The organism is Mycobacterium senriense, assembly GCF_019668465.1.
Lineage (GTDB): Bacteria > Actinomycetota > Actinomycetes > Mycobacteriales > Mycobacteriaceae > Mycobacterium > Mycobacterium senriense.
The window spans coordinates 779,247-799,968 of record NZ_AP024828.1; the positions used below are offsets into that span (position 1 = coordinate 779,247).

Consider the following 20,722-nt stretch of genomic DNA (forward strand, 5'->3'; position numbering starts at 1 on the left):
CCGCGTCGGTGTTCGGGTTTATCGTGACAGCGCAATGCCGCTTCATCTGCACCGTGCCGAGCGCACCGATCTGTTGGCCGACGGTCTCGGCGCTCTGCTCGCCGACCCGCTGGCCGACCCGTTCGCCACCGAGCTCGTCGTGGTCCCGGCGCGCGGCGTGGAACGCTGGCTCAGCCAGCGGCTGTCGCACGTGCTCGGTGCGAGCGGCGGTGACGGGGTCTGCGCCGGGGTGGCGTTTCGCAGCCCGGGCTCGCTGATCGCCGAGATCACCGGCACCGCCGAAAACGACCCGTGGTCACCGGACGCCATGGTCTGGCCGCTGCTCGAGGCGATCGACTGCTCGCTGGACGAGCCGTGGTGCCGCGCGCTGGCCATGCACGTGGGCCACTTCCACACCGGCGCGGAGGCCGAGCTGCGCCAGGGCCGCCGATACGAGGTGGCGCGCCGGCTGGCCGGCCTGTTCGTCTCCTACGCGCGGCAGCGCCCGCAGCTGCTCGTCGACTGGGGCAACGGCGACCCCGGCGATCTCGACGAGGACCTGCGCTGGCAGCCCGAGCTGTGGCGGGCGCTGGTCGCGCGGGTCGACGCCGACCCGCCGCATGTCCGCCACGCCAAGACCGTCGCGCGGCTGCAGGAGGCGCCCAGCGAGCTGCCGCCCCGGCTGTCGCTGTTCGGGCACACCCGGTTGACCCGCACCGACATCGAGCTGCTGGAGGCGGTGGCCACGCACCACGACCTGCATCTGTGGCTACCGCACCCGAGCGATCAGCTGTGGCGCGCGCTGGCCGGCACCCGCGGCGCGATCCCCCGGCGCGAGGACGTCAGCCATCGCGCGGTATCGCATCCGCTGCTCGCCACGCTGGGGCGAGACCTGCGCGAACTGCAACGCGGCCTGCCTGCGGATCCGGCGACCGACGACTATCTGGCGGGTGCCGCTCGCCCGGACACGCTGCTCGGCTGGCTGCAGTCCGACATCGCCGCCAATGCCGTTCGCGCACTCGGCCGCACGATGGCGGCCGGCGATCGGTCGGTGCAGATTCACAACTGCCACGGCCCGGCCCGCCAGGTCGACGTGCTGCGCGAGGTGCTGCTCGGGCTGTTGTCCGACGACCCGACGCTCGAGCCGCGCGACATCCTGGTGATGTGCCCGGACATCGAGACCTACGCGCCGTTGATCATGGCCGACTTCGGCCTGGGCGACGTGGTGCACGGCGCCCATCCCGCCCATCAGCTGCGAGTACGGCTGGCGGACCGCTCGCCGATCCAGACCAACCCGCTGCTGGGGGTGGCGGCGCAACTGCTGGCCCTGGCGGCCGGCCGGGTGACGGCCAGCGAGGTGCTCAACCTGGCCCAGGCCCCGCCGGTGCGCGCCCGGTTCGGATTCACCGACGACGACCTTGAGGCCATCACCCGCTGGGTCCGGCAGGCGAACATCCGGTGGGGGCTGGATCAGCAGCATCGGCGGCCCTACCACGTCGACTTCGTGCACAACACATGGCGTTTCGGCATCGACCGGATACTGGCCGGCGTCGCGATGTCCGACGATTCGAACGCGTGGATAGACGCGACGCTGCCGCTCGATGACGTCAGCAGCAACCGCGTCCAATTGGCCGGCCAGTTCGCCGAATTCGTCGCTCGGCTGCAGCACACCCTCGACTCGCTCACCGGGACCAGACCGCTGACCGAATGGCTGGCCGCCCTCACCGAGGGTATCGCCCTGCTGACGCGGGTCCGCGACGCGGACGAATGGCAGACCGGTCAGGTGCAGCGTGAGTTCGCGCAGACGCTGGGTCAGGCCGGGCCCCGGGGCGACATCGCGTTGCGGCTGCCCGACGTTCGCGCGCTGCTCAGCCAGCGCCTCGCCGGCCGCCCGACGCGGGCCAATTTCCGCACCGGCACCCTGACGGTGTGCACCATGGTGCCGATGCGCTCGGTGCCGCACCGGGTGGTGTGCCTGGTCGGGCTGGACGACGGGCTGTTTCCGCGGCTCGGCATCGTCGACGGCGACGACGCGCTGGCCCGGCGCCCGATGACCGGGGAACGCGACATCCGTTCCGAGGACCGGCAATTGCTGCTCGACGCGATCGGCGCGGCCACCGAGAAGCTGGTGATCACCTACACCGGCGCCAACGAGTATTCGGGCCAGCCGCGCCCGCCGGCGGTGCCGCTGGCCGAACTGCTGGACACCCTCGACGTCACCACCATGACCAAGGTGCGCGACCGCATCGTCGTCGAACATCCGTTGCAGCCGTTCGACATTCGCAACGTCATCCCAGGCGGCCTCGTCCCGGACGTGCCGTTCAGTTTCGACCCCATGGTGCTGCGCGCGGCGCGCGCGACCACCGGTGACCACGGCGAACAGCCGAAATTCATCTCGGCACCGCTACCGCCACCGCCGGCCGGCGACGTCATCCTCGCCGACCTGGTCGGCTTCTTCAAAGACCCGGTGAAGGGCTTCTTCCGCGCACTGGAATTCACGCTGCCATACGACGTCGACGGCGTGCAGGACGCCATGCCCGTCGACATCGACGGCCTCGAGGAGTGGACCGTCGGCGACCGGATGCTGGGCGACATCCTGCGCGGGATGACTCCCGACGACGCGCGGCAGGCCGAGTGGCGGCGCGGCACGCTGCCGCCGGGTCAGCTGGGCTGGCGCAAGGTCACCGAAATCCGCGACCAGGCCGCCCTGCTGGCGAGCGAGGCGCTTCGTCATATGCACGGCGCGTCCGCCTATGACGTCGACATCGACCTCGGTGGCGGGCGACGCCTCACCGGCACGGTGTCGCCGGTGTATGACGACCGCCTGGTGTCGGTGACGTATTCGCGGCTGGACGGCAAGCATCTGCTCGAATCGTGGATCCCGTTGCTGACGTTGGTCGCTCACCAGCCCGGCCGCGACTGGGCCGCGGTGTGCATCGGCCGCATGCGCCGGGGCGCCAGCACCCGGACCGAGGGCCTGGGTCCGCCGCGCGACGGTGAGCAGGCCATCGAGGTGCTGCGCGAGCTGGTGGCGATCTACGACGCCGGACGGCGTGAGCCGATTCCGTTGCCCATCAAGACGTCCTACGCCTGGGCCGCCGCCCGCTATGAGGGCGAGGACCCGGTGGCCGAGGCGCGATACCGATGGAAATCCAGCGACCGCTTCCCGGGCGAGGACCAGGCCCCGGCGCACGCGCGGGCGTGGGGCAAGGGCGCGCCGCTGGACGAGCTGATGCAGCCCGTGCGGCCGGGCGAGGAGTGCGACGGCGAGGACAACCGGCTCGGCGCCTACGCCGCACGGGTCTGGCTGCCGATGCTGCGCGCCGAGCGGAAGCCGGTCTGATGGAGCGCTTCGATCTGTTGGGTGCGCTGCCGGCCGAGCGCTCCACCACCGTGCTCGAGGCCAGCGCGGGAACCGGCAAGACCTTCGCGTTGGCCGGGCTGGTCACGCGGTACATCGCCGACGGAGCCGCGACGCTGGACCAGATGCTGCTCAACACGTTCGGCCGGGCCGCCAGCCAGGAGCTGCGCGAACGCGTCCGCTCCCAAATCGTCGATGCCGTAAAGGCTTTCGCGGATCCGTCGACGGTCGGCGACAACCAGGTGGTGGCCTACCTGCTGGACGGCACCGGCGAACAGCGCGAGGCGCGCCAACGGCGCCTTCGCGACGCGCTGGCCGGCTTCGATGCGGCGACGATCGCCACCACCCACCAGTTCTGCCAGCTGGTGCTGCGCTCGCTCGGCGTCGCCGGGGACACCGCGGCCGGCGTGACCCTACTCGACAGCCTCGACGACCTGGTCACCGAGATCGTCGATGATCTGTACCTGGCCCACTTCGGTCAGGAGCGCGACGATCCGGCGCTGCACTACCGCGAAGCGCTGCGGCTCGCCCGCGAGGTCGTCAAAAATCCGTCGACCCAGTTGTGCCCGCTCGATCCGGATCCCGATTCGCGGGCGGCCGCCAGCGTCGGGTTCGCCAATGATGTTCTGGCCGAACTGGATACGCGCAAGCGCCGGCTCGGGGTACTCGGCTACGACGACCTGTTGGTCCGGCTGGCCGACGCGCTGGCCACCGACGACTCCCCCGCCCGGCTGCGCATGCATCAACGTTGGCCGATCGTGATGGTCGACGAATTCCAGGACACCGACCCGGTGCAATGGCAGGTGATCGACCGCGCCTTCAGTGGGCGCTCCACCGTCATTCTCATCGGCGATCCGAAGCAGGCGATCTACGCGTTCCGCGGCGGCGACATCGTGACCTACCTGCGGGCGGCCGAGACGGCGGGTGAGCGCAAGACGCTGGACACCAACTGGCGCAGCGACTCCGCGCTGCTGCAGCGGCTGCAGGTGGTGCTGCGCGGCGCCCAACTCGGTGACCCGGCGATCGTGGTCAACGACGTTGACGCGCATCACCGCGGTCATCGCCTCGTCGGTGCGCCGCGCAACGACCCGTTCCGGTTGCGCGTGGTCGCGCGGAAGACGTTGGGGCGCCGCGGCGTTCAGAACCTGCCGATCGACCAGGTGCGCGAGCACATCGGCGCCGATCTCGCGTCGGACATCCGCGCGCTGCTGGCCAGCGGTGCCACGTTCGCCGGCAGACCTCTGCAGGCCCGGGATATCACCGTGATCGTGGAGAAGCATCGTGACGCGCACGCGTGCTTCAAGGCGCTCTGCGCGGCGGGGGTGCCCGCGGTCTACACCGGCAACTCGGACGTGTTCACCTCCGAGGCCGCCGAGGACTGGTTGTGCCTGCTGGAGGCCTTCGATCAGCCGCACCGGCCCGGAATGGTGCGCGCGGCCGCGGCGACGATGTTCTTCGGCGAGACCGCCGAAACGCTGGCGGCCGGCGGCGACGCGCTCACGGACCGGATCGCGAAAACCTTGCGGGAGTGGGCCGGTCATGCCCGCGAACGCGGCGTGGCGGCCATCTTCGAGGCCGCCCAACTGCTGGGCATGGGCAATCGCGTGCTCGCCTGGCAGGGCGGTGAGCGGCACATGACCGACCTGGCGCACGTCACCCAGCTGTTGCAGGATGTCGCGCACCGCGAGCACTACAGCCTGCCCGCGCTGCGCGATTGGCTGCGCCGGCAGCGTGACGAGCGCAGCGGCGCACCCGAGCGCAACCGCCGGCTGGACAGCGACGCCGCGGCCGTGCAGATCATGACGGTGTTCGTCAGCAAGGGGCTGCAGTACCCGATCGTGTATCTGCCGTTCGCGTTCAACCGCAACACCCAGGACAGCGACGTGGTGTTGTTCCACGACGAGGACGGCACGCGTTGCCTGCACGTCGGCGGCAAGGACAGCCCCGATTTCAAAGCCGTTGAGCGGCTGGGGCGTAAAGAGGACGCCAGCGACGACAGCCGGCTGACCTACGTCGCGCTGACCAGGGCGCAGGCCCAGGTGGTGGCGTGGTGGTCGCCGGCGTATTACGAACCCAATGGCGGGCTGTCGCGGCTGCTGCGCGGCCGCCGGCCCGGCGAGCCGGTGGTGCCGGACCGGTGCGAACCCGCCAAGGTCTCCGACGACGACGCCATGGCCCGGCTGCGCGAGTGGGAGGCGGCCGGCGGGCCGGTCATCGAGGAATCGCTGGTGGCGCCGGCCCCGTCGCTGCCGGCCGAGGCGGTGCCCGGACGCCTGGACAATCGCCACTTCCATCGCGGCATCGACACCGGCTGGCGGCGTACCTCCTACTCAGGTCTGATCCGGGCGGCGCAGACCAGCGGGGTGAGCAGCGAACCCGAAATCGGCGAACTCGACGACGAAGCCGGCGACATTCCGTTGGTGTCCGCGGCATCCGGGCCGGACGTGCCCTCGCCGATGGCGGACCTGCCGGCCGGGGCCACGTTCGGCACACTGGTGCACGCGGTCCTGGAGACCGCCGACCCGTTCGCCCCGGACCTGGCCGCCGAGTTGCAAACGCAGATCCGGGCGCACGCGGCGTGGTGGCCGGTCGCCGCGACCCCCGAGGAGCTGGCCGCGGCGATGGTGCCGATGCACGACACACCGCTGGGCCCGTTGACGGACGGCATGACGCTGCGCCAGATCGGACTGTCAGACCGGTTGCGCGAACTGGGTTTTGAGATCCCCCTGGCCGGCGGTGACCACCGTTCGACGGCGCCCGAGGTTCGGCTGGCGGACCTGGCGCCGCTGTTGCGCGAACACCTGCCTACCGATGACGTGCTGGCATCGTATGCCGACCGGCTCGCCGGGCATGGGCTCGGCGATCAGTCGCTGCGCGGCTACCTCACCGGCTCGATCGACGCCGTGCTGCGCGTCCCCGACGGAGCGGGACACCGCTTCGTGGTGGTCGACTACAAGACCAACCGACTCGGCGACCCGGAACGACCGCTGACCGCCGCCGACTACGACCGGTCACGGATGGCGGAGGCGATGCTGCACTCGGACTATCCGCTGCAGGCGTTGCTGTATTGCGCGGTGCTGCATCGGTTTTTGCGGTGGCGGTTGAGCGACTACGACCCGAGCCGGCACCTCGGTGGCGTGCTCTACCTGTTCCTGCGGGGCATGTGCGGCGCGCAGACCCCGGTGCTCGACGGCCATCCGGCGGGCGTCTTCGGATGGCGGCCGCCCTGGCCGCTGATCGCGGCCCTGTCAGACCTGCTCGACGCCCAGGGGGTGGCCGCGTGACGGTGGAAGTCATGTCCGCGACCGGGCTGCTGCGCACGTTCAGCGATGCCGGTGTGTTCGAGCCCGCCGATGTCCATGTGGCGCAACGACTTACCGCGCTCACCGGCGAAACCGATGAGCGGGTGGCACTGGCGGTCGCCCTGCTGGTGCGCGCGCTGCGCGGCGGTTCGGTCTGCGTCGACCTGCGCGGGGTGCCGGCCCAGGTCGGCGCGGACGACGAGCTGCCCTGGCCCGGTGAAGACGACTGGATGGCGGCGGTGCGGGCCAGCGCCCTGCTTCAGGCGCCACCGGTGCTGCGGCTGCTGGGCGACCTGCTCTACTTCGACCGGTACTGGCTCGAGGAAGAACAGGTCTGCACCGACCTGCTGGCCCTGTCGGCGGCCCCGGTAACCGTCGAATCGTCCAGCTACGAACGGCTTTTCCCGCCCGGCTACGAGGAACAGCGGGCCGCCGCCGAGATCGCCGTGACGCAGGCGCTCACCGTGCTGACCGGCGGGCCCGGCACCGGCAAGACCACCACGGTCGCCCGCCTGCTCGCCCTGCTGGTCGAACAGGCGGAGCGAGCCGGTCTGCCGCGACCGCGGATCGCGCTGGCCGCGCCGACCGGCAAGGCGGCCGCCCGGCTGGCCGAGGCGGTGGCCGCCGGAAGCGAGGAGCTCGCCGCGGTGGACAGGGCGCGCTTGACGGGGCTGTCGGGTACCACGCTGCACCGCCTGCTCGGTCCCCGGCCCGATACATCGGTGCGGTTCAAGCACAATCGCGGCAATCGGCTGCCGCACGACGTCATCGTGGTCGACGAGACGTCGATGGTGTCGTTGACCATGATGGCGCGGCTGGTCGAAGCCGTGCGGCCGGACACCCGGCTGATCCTGGTCGGTGACCCCGACCAGCTGGCCTCGGTGGAAGCCGGCGCGGTGCTGGCCGATCTGGTGGACGGGCTGGCCGCCCGCGACGACGTGCGGGTGGCCGCCCTGCGGACGCCGCACCGATTCGGCACGTCGATCGGCGCCCTGGCCGAGGCGATCCGGGTCGGCGACGCGGATCGCGTCGTGGGGCTGCTGGCGGGCGGCGGTGAACACATCGAGTGGGTGGATTCCGAGCGCCCGGCCGAGCAGCTGCGCGAGGTGCTGGTCGCCCACGCGCTGCGGTTGCGCTCGGCCGCGCTGCTGGGCGCGGTTGCCGAGGCGCTGGCCACGCTGGACGAGCACCGGCTATTGTGTGCGCACCGCGAGGGGCCCTACGGTGCGGCACACTGGAACACGCTGGTGCAGAACTGGATTGGCGAAGCGACGGGCCAGCCGGCCTGGTCGCAGTGGTACGCCGGGCGTCCCCTGCTGGTGACGGCCAACGACTACGGCCTGCGCCTGTACAACGGCGACACCGGCGTGACGGTGGCGGGTGCGGACGGCCTGCGCGCGGTCGTCGCCGGGGCGAGCGGACCGCTGGACTTCGCGACCAGCCGCCTCGGCGAGGTGGAGACGATGCATGCCATGACCATCCACAAGAGTCAGGGCAGCCAGGCGGACGAGGTGACGGTGTTGATACCGCCGGAGGATTCGCGATTGCTGACGCGGGAGTTGTTCTACACGGCGGTGACCCGGGCGAAGACCAAGGTGCGGGTGGTGGGCCCCGAGGGGTCGGTCCGCGCGGCGATCGAACGCCGGGCGGTGCGGGCCACCGGGCTGCGGCAGCGGCTGCGGTCACTCAGGTGACGGGTGAGCCACCCTGCGGCGTAGTGCCGGATTTAGCCTGCGCGGCCATCTGTTTCAGCATGCCGTCGTGGATGATGTCGATCCGTGAGCGCGCCTCGGCGCACACATACGGATCCCGGATCACCGTGAGCTGATTGTCCTGCTTGGATTCTCCGCCGGCGGACCAGTTGGTCGAACCGGTGATGACGTCGACGCCGTCGAGTATCACCATCTTCAGGTGCATGATCGCCGACTTTTCGCTGTGGCCGATGGCGATGCTGTTGCCGATCTTGTGATTGAGCCACGGGACCAGCAGCGCATGCTCCGATTTCCCTGCGGCCTGGGTGGAGTCGAGACTCATTTGCACATAGATGTTTTCGTTGTTCAGCGCCGATTGTAGAACCAAATTCAGCTCTGGATCGTCGTAGCCGTACATCGCGACCACGATGCTTTTATTGGCCGATGTCAACAAGGCTTTGAGCGCCTCGTGCACCTGATCGACCGGACTGTAGAACGTGCGCGTGGTGTCGGGATAGCCGGGTGGGAACGGCGCGGCTTTGTACTGGTCGAGGTCGGTGAGCGAACTGAGTGCCATGACGGTTCTCCTTTACAACGCGGGGGACATCCAGTCCTTCGGGTCGACGCTGAGCTGTTGCTGCTCGGCGGTCAGGCTGGGCAGGTAGCCCGGGTTGTCGCGGCGGCGCGCCAACACGCTCGGGTGAACCAGCGCGTCGGGGCCCATCGGCCGGCGCCGGCGCCCCACGAGAAACCACAATTTGCCGTTGTCGTGGATCGGCGCGTCCACGAAGTCCTCGAGCACGGAGCACTGCTGCTGGTAGGCCGCCCCATCGATCGCCAGTTCACCCACGATTCCGTCCGTGATCCACTTCAACGCGATCGTGGCGAGGCGGTGATCGGAGAACGTTCCGCCAACGTCGGCATGCACGCCAGCGAACCAGCGCTCCTCGAGGCCCTGCGGGTGTCGCTCGACGAGGTATTCCCGGTACGGCCGGCGCCGCTCGTCGATCGAGACGGCGTGGCGGATACGTGCCACGTTGGGCAGCGAACGCGTATACGGCCATCTCAGGGTGCCGAACCGCAGGAAGCCGGCCGCCTTGACGGTGTCCCACAAGCCGAGATATGCCACCGGCACTGCGTAATGCCACACCTGGTTCGGACTGTTTTGGCGCACGGTGGAAAACAGCGGCTCGCCGTCGGTGCGCCAGCAGAACGCGCGGGCGAACTCAGCCCAACGGTCGAACTCGTCTGGGCTGAATTCCCGGTTGATGGCGTACTTCTCGACCGCGTAGGGCAGCAGGTTCTCCGAGCCCGGCCGCATCAGTCCGGGCCGCAGCAGCATGCCGGCCAACGCGCGCGCCGTGTACGCGCCGCGGCTGAACCCAAAGATGTACAACGAATCACCGGGGCGCCAATGCTGCATGACGTACCGATATGCCTGTGCGACATTGTCTTTCAGGCCGATCCCGAACGCCTGCTCGATCAGCAGCGACACCGTGCGACGGACCGCGGAGTGCGCGGCGGCCGGGGCGAGCGTGCCCACTCCAGGGTCGTAATAAGTCAGCTGGGTGGTGGGGTCGTTCTTGTCGAGCAGCTCGAAAAGCTTGGCGACGTTGGTGAGACTCCCGGCTCCGATTTGGTTTGCCGTGCCGTCAAGACAGATGACAATGCGCTTGCCCCGGGGCGATTCAGGGTGCTCGGTCATTGTCGAAGGCCTCTCGCAAGTATTTCAACTCGCTGATATGCGGCACTCTACGACGACCGCGCCGGCGCCGCGGCATGTTGGAAATAGCCGGGTGGGGTAAATGCGCGCCGGTGCGGAAGAATCGTCGTCGACATGGACGACAACGACAGTCTGGCACCGACGTCGCCCCCCGCCTCGCGACGCGGCCACGTAATGCGGCTCGCCGTGTTTGCCGCGTTCCTGGGCACGGTCTTCTATCTGGTGGCCGTCGCGCGGGCGATCAACATCGACGAGATCCGGTCCGTCGTCTCGGCGACCGGACCGGCGGCGCCCTTGACCTATGTGGTGGTCTCGGCGGTGGTGGGTGCGTTGTTCGTGCCGGGCTCGATACTGGCCGCGGGCAGTGGGCTGCTGTTCGGTCCGCTGCTGGGTGTTTTCGTGACGCTGGGCGCGACGGTGGGCACCGCGATCGTCGCGAGTTTCGTCGGCCGGCGGGCCGGCCGCGACAGCGCACGCGCGCTGCTGGGCGCGGCGCGGGCCGATCGCATGGACGCGCTGATCGGACGCGGCGGCCTGTGGGCGGTCGTCGGGCAGCGCTTCGTCCCCGGCATCTCGGATGCGTTGGCCTCGTACGCGTTCGGGGCCTTCGGAGTTCCGTTGTGGCAGATGGCGGTTGGCGCGTTCATCGGCTCGGCCCCGCGCGCGTTCGCCTACACCGCGCTGGGCGCCTCGATCGGGAACCGGTCCTCGCCTTTGGCCTACGCGGCGATAGCGGTGTGGTGCGTCAGCGCAATCGTCGGCGCTTTCGCCGCTCATCGCGGATACCGGAACTGGCGAGCGCACCCGCGACGCGACGAGGACGACGGTGCGCCAGAGGCGAATTCGGAAACTCGCTAGCGAACCTCGGTCGCCGAGCCCGGATTTGTCGTAGGTGGCTGCGATGATGGGGTCATGTCTTCGATCGCATCTGCTGGCGCTGTGGTGGTGAGTCCTGGTGAGCGTCTTGAGGTGTTGTTCGAGGAGTTGGCGGAGTTGACCGGTCAGCGCAATGCGATTGATGGGCGCATCGTGGAGATCGTGGCTGAGATCGAGCGCGACGAATTGTGCGGCGTCACCGGCGCGAGGTCGGTGCCGGCGTTGGTGGCTTGGAAGCTCGGGTTGTCATCGGGTACCGCCCACGCGTTCGCCACGGTGGCACATCGGCTGCAGGAGTTTCCGCGCTGCGCCCAAGGGATGCGGGAAGGTCGACTGTCGCTGGATCAGGTCGGCGTCATCGCCGCCCGCGCCGGCCAGGGATCCGATGAGCACTACGCGCAGCTGGCGCAAGTCGCCACGGTCGCTCAGCTGCGCACCGCGGTCAAGCTGGAACCGCGCCCCGAACCCGAACGTCGGCCCGAGCCCGAGCGCTCGATCACCACGACCACCACCGAACAGGGCAGCTGCTACCGGATCATCCTGCCGCACCATGAGGCCACCAAGTTCGACGCCGCCTTGGCATCTCATCGTGATGCGCTAATGGCCGAGTGGAAGCACGATAGCGGCGACGGCGCCAGCGATCAGCGGCCCCCGTTGCCTGGCACTGTCGAGGCGTTCATGCGCCTGATCGAGGCGGGGTGGGACGCCGAGGCGGCGCGGCGCCCACACGGGCAGCACACCACCGTGGTGGTGCACCTCGACGTTGAACAGCGCGCCGCGGCACTGCATCTGGGTCCGCTGCTCACCGACGCCGAGCGCCGATACCTGACCTGTGATGCCACCGCTGAAGTGTGGTTCCAACGCCACGGCGAGGTCATCGGCGCCGGCCGGACGACCCGGCTGATCAACCGCCGGCTTCGCCGCGCGCTCGAGCATCGCGACCGCACCTGCGCGGTTCCCGGCTGTGGCGCCACCCGTGGACTGCACGCCCATCACCTGCGGCACTGGGAAGACGGCGGCCCCACCGAGTTGGCCAACCTGGTGCTGCTATGCCCCTATCATCACCGGCTGCACCACCGCGGCGTCATCACCCTCACCGGACCCGCAGACGATCTCATCGTCACCGACACCTCCGGCCGACGGCTCAGCCCGCGATCGCTCGCGCGTCCGCCCAACCTTGCCCCGCCCGCCGTCCCACCCTGCCCGGGACCGACCGGCGAACGCGCCGACTGGTGGTGGTATGACCCCTTCCAACCCCAACCACCACCGACAAACAACTAGCCCGGTTACCGGGACCAGTCACTACCGGCAACCCGTCGAAGCTCAACCGCACCGACGACCTGAAGCGAAGTAGCACAAGGGATTTGACGCCGCTAGTTCGCCGAGCGTTGCGCCGCCACAAACAGGTTCCCGGGCACGTAGTCCCGGACATCCTCGGGCGCGGCGCGCCCGTAGCCGGCCATCAGCTCGTCGGCCGGCGTCACCGTCACGTCCCAGCCATGCCGGCCGAACCACTCGCCGACGTCCTCTCGCTCCTCGAAATACCAGAGCTCGTCGGTCCGGGGCACCTCGCGGTCCGGATCCACGCCGGCCATCAGCCCGCGGATCCGGTCCATCCGCTCACGGCGCTTCGCGCGGAACTGCGGGTCGAGGAACGTCGGACCCAGCGCCTCCACGGCGACCCGGCTGCCCGGGACGGTAAGGCCCTGAATGCGCTCGAACAGCAGGTCCTGTGCGGCGGCGGGCAGATACGGCATCAACCCCTCGGCCGACCAGACGCTGGGCGCTTCAGTGTCAAAACCCGCCTGCCGCAACGCGGCCGGCCAATCCTGGCGCAGGTCCACCGGCACCGCGACCCGGTTGCAGGCGGGCTGCGCCCCATGTTCGGCCAACGTGGTGGCCTTGAAATCCAGCACGCGGGTCTGGTCGAGCTCGTAGACCGTGATGCCCGCCGGCCAGGGCAGCCGCCAGGACCGCGCGTCCAGGCCGGCCGCCAGGATCACCGCCTGGCGGATGCCCGCACCGACTGCGTCGAGGAAGAACTTGTCGAAAAACGCTGTGCGCGAAGCCATGTAGCTGACCATCGACTGCATCTGCAGCGGCAACGTCGGTTCGGCCTCGATGACCTCGTCCGGCAGCTGGCCCGCGGAGTGCCAGTTCCACACCCCGTCGCCCGCGGCGTCGAGGAACACCTGGGCGAATGGGTCTGTGATCAACGGGTTTTCGTTGCGGGTTTCCGCCGCGCGGGCGGAAGCGACCCCCAACGCGGTCGCCCCCACGCTTTCGGTGATCTCCCAGCTGTCGTTGTCGGTCCTCGCCATCCTCAGTCCCTTCCCTTGCGCTGCGCCGCCACGAACAGCGTCTGCGGCGTGGCGTCGTCGATGTCGTGTGGTGGTCTGCGGTCGTAGCCCGCCATCAGCTCCGGCGCCGGGGTGACCGTCACGTCCCAGCCGTGCCGGCCCAGCCAGTCCCCCACGTCTTCACGTTCCTCGAAGTACCAGAGGTCTTGCACGTCGGGAATGTGACGGTCGGGCTCCAGTTCGGCCATCAGGTCGCGTATCCGCTGCATGGTCTGGCGCTGCCGGTCGCGGGCGCCCTGGTCGAGGAAGTCGGGGCCGGGCGCCTCCACGGCGATCCGGCTGCCCTGCGCGCCGAGCGCCTGCACCCGCTCGAACAACAGCTCCTGGGCGGCCGCGGGCAGAAACGGCAACAGCCCCTCGGCCGACCACACGCTGGGCGCTTCGGCGTCAAATCCGGCTCGCTGCAATGCGGACGGCCAATCGTGGCGCAGGTCGACGGGAACGCTGACCAGCTCGCAGGTCGGCTGGGCTCCCTTGTCGCGCAGCGTCGACGCCTTGAAGTCCAGCACCCGGGGCTGATCCAGCTCGTACACCCTGGTGCCGTCCGGCCACGGCAGCCGCCACGCCCGCGAGTCCAGCCCCGCCGCCAGGATCACCACCTGCCGCACCCCCGCGCCGGTGGCGTCGAGGAAGAACTTGTCGAAGAAGGCCGTCCGCGCGGCCACGTAGTCGACCATGCCCTGCATCCGCGGCTTGAGGTCCGGATCGATCTCGGCGACCTGGGCAGGCAGGTTGGGGGCCGCGAACCAGTCCCACATGCCTTCCCCGGCTGCCTGCAGGAACACCCGCGCGAACGGGTCGCTGATCAGCGGGTTCTCGCTTTCGGTCTCCGCGGCCCGGGCCGCCGCCACGCCGAGCGCCGTCGCCCCCACGCTCTCGGTGATCTCCCAGCTGTCGTCGTCGGTCCTGGCCACCCCGGTGCCTCCCAAATTTCGCTAGCACGCCTACGTACCCGACCCTACGCGCGCCGGATGAGTGGGAGCTGTCAACCGACCGGGTATTGAGTTAACTTGTCGGCGGGCCGGTTAGCAGGTCGAAAGCACGGTGTAGCGCGAATCCGAAGGATGCACATGCGAGTTGACGGGCGCGACATCGTCGTCTCCGGCAACTTGCTGCAGCCGCTGACCCGGCGGACCAACGACATCCTGCGGCTGATGCTGGCCTTGCTGTTCCTGGCGGTGGTGATCACGGGTTCGGTGATCACCCGCCCGCAATGGATCGCGCTGGAGAAATCCGTTTCGCAGATCGTCGGCGTCTTGTCGCCGACGCAGTCCGATGTGGTGTACCTGATCTACGGATTGGCCATCGTGGCATTGCCGTTCATGATTCTCATCGGCCTGATCGTGGCCGGGCAGTGGAAACTGCTGGGCGCCTATGCCACCGCGGGGTTGAGCGCGATCGTCTTGTTGTCGATCAGCGGCACCGGGCTCGCCGCGCCGCGATGGCACTTCGACGCCCTCGACCGGCTGACCACCCTGCCGGCGCAGTTGCTCGATGACCCCCGGTGGATCGGGATGCTGGCGGCGGTGCTGACGGTGTCGGGGCCCTGGCTGCCGGCGCGCTGGCGGCGCTGGTGGTGGGCGCTGCTGATGGCCTTCGTCCCCATCCATCTGGTGGTCAGCGCCATCGTCCCGGCGCGCTCGTTGGTCGGTCTGGCGGTCGGGTGGGTCGTCGGCGCGCTGGTGGTGCTCGTGGTCGGCACTCCCGCACTCGAGGTGCCGCTGGATGCCGCGGTGCGTGCGCTGGAAAAGGGCGGCTTCGCCGTCTCGCGGCTCACCGTGGTCCGGCCCGCCGGCCGCGGCCCGCTGATCCTGTCGGCCGACGGCGAGCATCTCGGGGATACGGCGGTGATCGAGCTGTACGGCCCGCATCAGCGCAGCGGCGGCGCGCTGCGCCAGCTGTGGGGAAAGCTGCGGCTGCGCGACGCCGAGACCGCACCCCTGGTGACCTCCATGCGGCGGGCCGTGGAGCATCGCGCGTTGATGGCCATCGCCATCGGTAATGCGGGCCTGGCCAACACGGCGACGGTCGCCGTCGCCCCGCTGGACCGCGGGTGGATGCTGTACTCGCACCGGCCCCCTCTCGGAACGCCCATCGACGAATGCGCGAAGACGACTCCCGTTGGCCGGCTGTGGGAATCGTTGCGAGTCCTCAACGACCGCCAGATCGCTCACGGTGACCTGACCAGCCACCACATCACGGTGGAGGATGACACCGTGATGTTCGGCGGGTTCGGCAGCGCCGAATACGGGGCGACCGACGCCCAGCTCAAATCCGACATCGCCCAGCTGCTGGTGACCGCCTCCGCCCTCTACGACCCGAAGTCGGCGGTGCGCGCGGCGATCGAGATCTTCGGCAAGGACACCATTCTGAGCGCGTCCCGCCGGCTCACGAAAGTCGCTGTGCCGCGATCTATTCGGCGGTCGGTACCCGACGCCGGTGCCGCCATCTCCGGCGCGCGGGCCGAAGTCAAGCGCCAGACCGGTGCCGATCAGATCAAGCCGCAGACCATCACCAGGTTCACCCGCAGCCAGATCGTCCAGCTGGTGCTCTTCGGTGCGCTGGTCTACGTGGCGTACCCCTTCATCAGCACGGCGCCGACGTTCTTCTCCCAGCTGAGGACCGCGAACTGGTGGTGGGCGCTGCTGGGCCTGCTGGTATCGGCGCTGACCTATGTCGGTGCGGCCGCCGCGCTGTGGGCGTGTGCCGACGGCATGGTGAACTTCTGGACGCTGTCAATCGCCCAGGTGGCCAACACTTTTGCCGCGACCACCACCCCGGCGGGCGTCGGCGGGCTGGCGCTGAGTACCCGGTTCTTGCAGAAGAGCGGCCTGTCGGCGATGCGGGCGACGGCGGCGGTGGCGCTGCAGCAGTCGGTACAGGTGATCGCGCATCTGGCGCTGCTGGTCTTGTTCAGCGCCGCGGCCGGCGCCTCGATGAACCTGCGGCATTTCGTCCCGAGGGCGACGCTGCTGTACCTGATCGCGGGGATCGCGCTGGGCATCGTCGGCACGTTCCTGTTCGTGCCCACGCTGCGCAAGTGGCTGGCCACCGAGGTGCGCCCCAAGCTGAACGAGGTGGTGACCGATCTGGTCAAGCTGGCCCGCGAACCGCGACGCCTGGCCCTGATCCTGCTGGGTTGTGCGGGCACCACCCTCGGCGCGGCGCTGGCGTTGTGGGCCAGCATCGAAGCCTTCGGTGGCGGAACGACTTTCGTCGCCGTCACGGTGGTCACCATGGTCGGCGGAACGCTGGCGTCCGCCGCGCCCACACCCGGCGGTGTCGGGGCGGTCGAGGCGGCGCTGATCGGTGGGCTGGCCGCGTTCGGCGTGCCGGCGGCCGTCGGCGTGCCGTCGGTGCTGCTGTACCGGGTGCTGACCTGCTGGCTACCGGTGTTCGTCGGGTGGCCGGTGATGCGGTGGCTGACCACCCACGACATGGTCTGAGGGCCTAGTTCTCGGATTCGGTCTGCGCGACCACGAGAACCGTTGAGGTGCGCACGCTTTGGCCGACTGCGATGGTCAAAGACACCAGGTAGTAGTCCTCGGGCACCGACTGCGCGACAGTGATCGGGACACTGACGCTGGCCGATCCGTCGGCGGCGAATCGACCCGACGTCGGCTTCACGCCGATCCCGACATCCGACGAGGTGCCCGTGACGGTGTAGCCGTCGGCGCCGTCGGTCATGCGTTGCGCATCGACGGTGACGCTGCCCGTGCGCGCGGGCGCGATCGTGACGACCGGCTGGTCGACGTTGACGGCGACCGCCGAACTGCCCGCTCCGAATGACGGTGGCGCATCCGCTTCGGCTGTGCCCCAATGCTTGTCGGGATAGGCGCCCAGCGAGAAGGCCAGTGTGCCGCCGGTGCGGATGATCGACTCGGGCAGCGAGGTGCGGTCGGTGGCCTGGCCGTCGACCTTCAGGCCGCTGATGTATTTGAGGTGGTGCGGTCCCGAGGCGCCCGGGGCGGCGATCCGGATGGATTTGTTTGCGGGCAACGCGATTTCGATGCGGTCGAACAACGGCGCGCCCACGGTGAGGATCGGCGTTCCGGGGGTGGCCGGGTACAGGCCCAGCGCGGCCCACACGTACCAACTTGCCAGCGCCCCCAGGTCGTCGTTGCCCGGCTCGCCGTCGGCGGTCGGAGCGAAGAGCCCTCGCACCCGGTCGACAGTGTGCTGCGTCTTCCACGGTTGGCCGATGTAGTTGTACAGCCACGGCACACCGAAACTCGGTTCGTTGCCGGCCCACAGGTAGGGCTGGTTGGGCCCGACGTTGAGCTTCTCGGTGAAACGGTCGAGCCGGTCGGCCACGGCCGCGCGTCCGCCCAAGGCGGTCACCAGCCCCGCGACGTTGTGCGGCACGGACCAGACGTACTGTTCGGCGTTGCCCTCGTCGTAGCCCACCTGGCCGAAGTTTTCCGGGACCACCACAAACCCGGGACCGCGCCGGAAGTAGCCGCTCCAGCTGCGCGGCAGGATGTATCGGGTGGTCGGGTTGAACAGGTTCTGCCAGTACTGCGCCCGGTTCGCGAATTCCGCGGCGGTCGGGGCATCGCCCAGCGAGTCGGCGAAGCGGGAAATGGCGAAGTCGTCCAGCGACCATTCGAGGGTGATCGACGCGTCGGCGATCCAGCCGTTGCGGCCGAACTCCAGCGTGAATGGCGCATAACCGAGCCGCTGGTAGGTGGCGATGCCGCGGCGCTCCACGTAACCGTCCCGGCCCGCACCGCCTTTGGTCGCCCCGTCCACCATGTAGCGCAACGCCGTTTTGGTGTCGAAGTCGTTGGCGCCGAAAGTGTTCAGGTTCACGATCAGCGGCACTACGCTGTCCCCGCTCATCTCGCCGGTCGCGGCGTTGGCGAACGCCCAGCGGGGCAGCGCGCCGCTCTGCTCGGCGTCGTTCACCAGCGATTGGGCCATGTCGCTGGCCCGCTCCGGAAACAGCAACGCCTGCAGTGCGGCCAGGCATCGGTAGGTGTCCCAGTCGGAGAAGTTGGCGTATTGCGTGTGGCCGGCGGCCACCGTGTGGATGGAGCCGTCGAACCCGACATAGCGCCCGTCGGCGTCGTTGAACATGTTGGGGTGCAACAGCGATCGATACAGGGAGGTGTAGAAGGTGGTCAGATCGTCGACGTTGCGGCCGGCGACCGAGACGCGCGACAGCGCGGCGCTCCATTCCCTCGACGCGGCCCCGCGAACGTCGTCGAAGTCGGCCGCGCCCTCGGCCGCCAGGTTCGCCCGCGCGCCTTCGATGCCGACGTAGGAGATGGCGGTCTGCACCTGCAGCGTCGAGCCGGATGGGAACTCCACATACCCGCCGCTGTACGGCGCGTTCGCGCTGCGGGCGCCGGCGTAAACCGCACTGCCGTCCCAGGATCCGTACGAGGTGAAGGGCTGGCTGAACTTCATCGCGAAGTACACGGTGTAGGCGTTCGGCTTGTCACAGAATCCGCCGCTGGTGGCCCACCCGGTGATGGTGGTGTTGTCCTCCCCGATCTGGATGGTCGCGCGGGAGTTGCCCGCCAGCGACGACCCGGAGCGCACCTGAAACAGCGCGGGCCGTCCGTTGCGCGGGTAGCTGAAGCGCCCGACGCCCGTGTGCGCGGTGGCGGTGAGTTCCGCCTTCACCCCGGTGCCGGGGAAGCGCACCGTGTAGTAGCCGGGCATGCCCTGCTCGGTGTCATCGTGGGCGATCCTCTCGGTGGCGTTCCAGGGTTGCAAGCCGATTTCGCCGGTCACCGGCAGCATCGAGATGTCACCGAAGGCAGCGCATCCCACCGAGGCGTGGGTCATGCTGAACCCGCTTGCGCGCGGGTTGTCGTAGTTGTACCCGGCGTAGTCGCCGACGGTGTCCGGCGAGTACTGCACCATCCCGAACGGCACGGTGGCGCCCGGGAAATTGTTGATCTCCCCCACCGTCTCGCCGCCCGTCCCGGTGCCGATGAGCGTCGCGACATGGTCGACGGGATTGGCCACGAACACGGGCGGGCCGTCGTATCCCCTCGGCGGGGCCGCCGCGATGAAGACCATCAAGACGGCCGACACCGCGATGACCGCAATGAGGGCCCGTCGCGACCGCATACCTGTCTAATACTGGAAAACAACTGCACAACGGCGTATTCGTGTGGCGTTTCGGCCGACGAATTGGATAACGATCCACGGCCGATCGCAGAGCCGGCCAAAGTTTCTGGACCGCGGGACCCCGGTTGGCTCTACGGTGAACGCATGACAGAGCAGTCGTATGCGGTGGAAGCCGGGCATCCACCGTCGGCGCTGATGCGTCTGGTCAACCCGGCAATGGGATTCCTGCTGCGCAGTCCGCTGGCCGGGCTGGTCCGCAATCAGTTCATGGTGTTGAGCTTCACCGGGCGCAAAACGGGGCGGTCTTATTCAATCCCGTTGAGCGCCCACCTGATTGACGGCCAGCTTTACGCGCTGACCGGCAACCCGTGGAAGCAGAACTTCCGTGACGGCGGGCCGGTCCAGGTGGTGTACGACGGCAAGTCGACGGCGATGCGCGGTGAGCTGATCCGCGACCGGGGTGTCGTCTCGGATCTGTTGTTACGCTGTGCCGAGTCCTACGGAGTTCAGCGCGCCCAACGCATGATCGGGCTGAGGTTCCGTGACCACCGCATACCGACGCGGGATGAGTTCGCCGACGCGGTCGATCGGCTGCATCTGGGTGCGGTCCGGCTGAGTCCGGCGGAATAGAACCGCGCCCGCTCAGCCGCCGTCGTCGCCGGGCGGCCGCAGGTGCGCTTCACGCAGTCGCTGGTCGAACCGCGATCGCGCGGTGATCACCTCTTTGCCCAGCGCCGCGAAGTCATCGGCGATCCGTTGGGCGAGCAGTCCGACCTTGATGTTTCCCGACTGGGACAGCGTCTTGAGCATGTTGAACGCGGCGTCCTCGTCGATGCCGTAGATCAGCATCAGCATGCCCTTGGTGCGGTCGATCACCCCACGGCGACCGGCGATTTCGGCGACCTTGGCGCTGATGGAGTCCTCCCGGGCGCGGGCGGGCGCCGGCGCGAGTTCGATGTAGAAGCCGTGAGTGCCGACGACCTTCCCGCCGTCATCGCAGAACGGGTCGCCCACCACGAGGACGTGATGGATCATTCCGCCGGTGTCCACGATGCGATGCCGCGTGGAAAACGCCTGACGGCGCCGGATCATGTCGTTGATGCCGTCGGTCACCTGGGGACGATCGGCGGGATGCTTGTGCGAAAGCACCAGCTCGGTGGTGGGTGTCACCGTGCCCGGTTTGTACCCGTGCATGCGCTGCACCTGGTCGGACCACACCCAGCGGTGGCCTTCGAAGTAGAAGCGGAACCAGCCCGCACGTTGCGGGGTGGCGCCGGCCAACCCCCGCTCGATCGCTGCGGCTTGGCCTTCTAGTTCCCAAGCCACGGCGAACATTTCGCGTCGAG

At 69.1% G+C, this 20,722-nt stretch carries 13 protein-coding genes; 7 read left to right on the forward strand and 6 right to left on the reverse strand.

Annotated elements, in window-relative coordinates; translation table 11 throughout:
- Positions 1-34: 34 nt before the first annotated feature.
- From recC to recD, 3 genes are read left to right on the forward strand one after another with little or no spacing between them, the layout of a single operon-like run.
- Positions 35-3,322 (forward strand): exodeoxyribonuclease V subunit gamma, encoded by a 3,288-nt coding sequence (gene recC, locus MTY59_RS03850; RefSeq protein WP_221044493.1) that lies wholly within the window; start codon positions 35-37, stop codon positions 3,320-3,322.
- Complete coding sequence (gene recB, locus MTY59_RS03855; protein ID WP_221044494.1) at positions 3,322-6,624, forward strand: exodeoxyribonuclease V subunit beta; 3,303 nt, start codon at positions 3,322-3,324, stop codon at positions 6,622-6,624. Before recC ends, recB begins: the two co-directional genes overlap by 1 nt.
- Entirely contained in the window at positions 6,621-8,336 is a 1,716-nt protein-coding gene (gene recD / locus MTY59_RS03860) for an exodeoxyribonuclease V subunit alpha (RefSeq protein ID WP_431190729.1), read from the forward strand. Before recB ends, recD begins: the two co-directional genes overlap by 4 nt.
- Here the strand turns inward: recD and MTY59_RS03865 are convergent.
- On the reverse strand, positions 8,329-8,910 hold the full coding sequence (locus MTY59_RS03865; RefSeq protein ID WP_221044495.1) for a phospholipase D-like domain-containing protein: 582 nt from the start codon (positions 8,908-8,910) through the stop codon (positions 8,329-8,331). The two genes, recD and MTY59_RS03865, sit on opposite strands and share 8 nt — an antisense overlap.
- Before the next feature lie 12 nt (positions 8,911-8,922).
- Positions 8,923-10,038, reverse strand: coding sequence for a T6SS phospholipase effector Tle1-like catalytic domain-containing protein (locus MTY59_RS03870; RefSeq protein ID WP_221044496.1), 1,116 nt, complete (start codon positions 10,036-10,038; stop codon positions 8,923-8,925).
- A 132-nt stretch (positions 10,039-10,170) separates the two neighbouring features.
- Here MTY59_RS03870 and MTY59_RS03875 point away from each other — a divergent pair, with 132 nt between their 5' ends.
- Together MTY59_RS03875 and MTY59_RS03880 are read left to right on the forward strand one after the other, a co-directional pair.
- Positions 10,171-10,914 carry a TVP38/TMEM64 family protein gene (locus MTY59_RS03875; protein ID WP_221044497.1) on the forward strand — a complete coding sequence of 248 codons (744 nt, stop codon included), beginning with the start codon at positions 10,171-10,173 and terminating at the stop codon, positions 10,912-10,914.
- Between the two features lie 54 nt (positions 10,915-10,968).
- Positions 10,969-12,213, forward strand: coding sequence for an HNH endonuclease signature motif containing protein (locus tag MTY59_RS03880; protein ID WP_221044498.1), 1,245 nt, complete (start codon positions 10,969-10,971; stop codon positions 12,211-12,213).
- A gap of 92 nt (positions 12,214-12,305) precedes the next feature.
- Here the strand turns inward: MTY59_RS03880 and MTY59_RS03885 are convergent, their stop codons facing one another.
- Both MTY59_RS03885 and MTY59_RS03890 read right to left on the reverse strand, forming a co-directional pair.
- Positions 12,306-13,253, reverse strand: a complete 948-nt coding sequence (locus tag MTY59_RS03885) for a class I SAM-dependent methyltransferase (RefSeq protein ID WP_221044499.1) — start codon at positions 13,251-13,253, stop codon at positions 12,306-12,308.
- 2 nt (positions 13,254-13,255) lie between these two features.
- A complete protein-coding gene (locus MTY59_RS03890; RefSeq protein WP_221044500.1) occupies positions 13,256-14,206 on the reverse strand; it encodes a class I SAM-dependent methyltransferase in 951 nt (316 codons plus the stop codon).
- A 156-nt stretch (positions 14,207-14,362) separates the two neighbouring features.
- On the opposite strand from MTY59_RS03890, the gene MTY59_RS03895 reads away from it, so the two are divergent.
- Positions 14,363-16,738, forward strand: coding sequence for a lysylphosphatidylglycerol synthase transmembrane domain-containing protein (locus MTY59_RS03895; protein ID WP_221044501.1), 2,376 nt, complete (start codon positions 14,363-14,365; stop codon positions 16,736-16,738).
- Positions 16,739-16,742: 4 nt separating this feature from the next.
- Here MTY59_RS03895 and MTY59_RS03900 read toward each other — a convergent pair whose 3' ends face one another.
- A complete protein-coding gene (locus tag MTY59_RS03900; protein ID WP_221044502.1) occupies positions 16,743-19,376 on the reverse strand; it encodes a GH92 family glycosyl hydrolase in 2,634 nt (877 codons plus the stop codon).
- 144 nt (positions 19,377-19,520) lie between these two features.
- Here MTY59_RS03900 and MTY59_RS03905 point away from each other — a divergent pair, with 144 nt between their 5' ends.
- The gene (locus MTY59_RS03905) at positions 19,521-20,006 is read left to right on the forward strand and encodes a hypothetical protein (protein ID WP_221044503.1); all 486 of its coding nucleotides are present in this window, start codon (positions 19,521-19,523) and stop codon (positions 20,004-20,006) included.
- Positions 20,007-20,018: 12 nt separating this feature from the next.
- Here MTY59_RS03905 and MTY59_RS03910 read toward each other — a convergent pair whose 3' ends face one another.
- A complete protein-coding gene (locus tag MTY59_RS03910) occupies positions 20,019-20,711 on the reverse strand; it encodes a PAS and ANTAR domain-containing protein (protein ID WP_221044504.1) in 693 nt (230 codons plus the stop codon).
- Between the last annotated feature and the right edge of the window lie 11 nt (positions 20,712-20,722).

Coding starts and splice junctions, on each gene's coding strand:
- recC (WP_221044493.1), top strand. CDS start 35: ATGCCGCTTCATCTGCACCGTGCCGAGCGCACCGATCTGTTGGCCGAC.
- recB (WP_221044494.1), top strand. CDS start 3,322: ATGGAGCGCTTCGATCTGTTGGGTGCGCTGCCGGCCGAGCGCTCCACC.
- MTY59_RS03865 (WP_221044495.1), bottom strand. CDS start 8,910: ATGGCACTCAGTTCGCTCACCGACCTCGACCAGTACAAAGCCGCGCCG.
- MTY59_RS03870 (WP_221044496.1), bottom strand. CDS start 10,038: ATGACCGAGCACCCTGAATCGCCCCGGGGCAAGCGCATTGTCATCTGT.
- MTY59_RS03875 (WP_221044497.1), top strand. CDS start 10,171: ATGGACGACAACGACAGTCTGGCACCGACGTCGCCCCCCGCCTCGCGA.
- MTY59_RS03880 (WP_221044498.1), top strand. CDS start 10,969: ATGTCTTCGATCGCATCTGCTGGCGCTGTGGTGGTGAGTCCTGGTGAG.
- MTY59_RS03885 (WP_221044499.1), bottom strand. CDS start 13,253: ATGGCGAGGACCGACAACGACAGCTGGGAGATCACCGAAAGCGTGGGG.
- MTY59_RS03895 (WP_221044501.1), top strand. CDS start 14,363: ATGCGAGTTGACGGGCGCGACATCGTCGTCTCCGGCAACTTGCTGCAG.
- MTY59_RS03900 (WP_221044502.1), bottom strand. CDS start 19,376: ATGCGGTCGCGACGGGCCCTCATTGCGGTCATCGCGGTGTCGGCCGTC.
- MTY59_RS03905 (WP_221044503.1), top strand. CDS start 19,521: ATGACAGAGCAGTCGTATGCGGTGGAAGCCGGGCATCCACCGTCGGCG.
- MTY59_RS03910 (WP_221044504.1), bottom strand. CDS start 20,711: ATGTTCGCCGTGGCTTGGGAACTAGAAGGCCAAGCCGCAGCGATCGAG.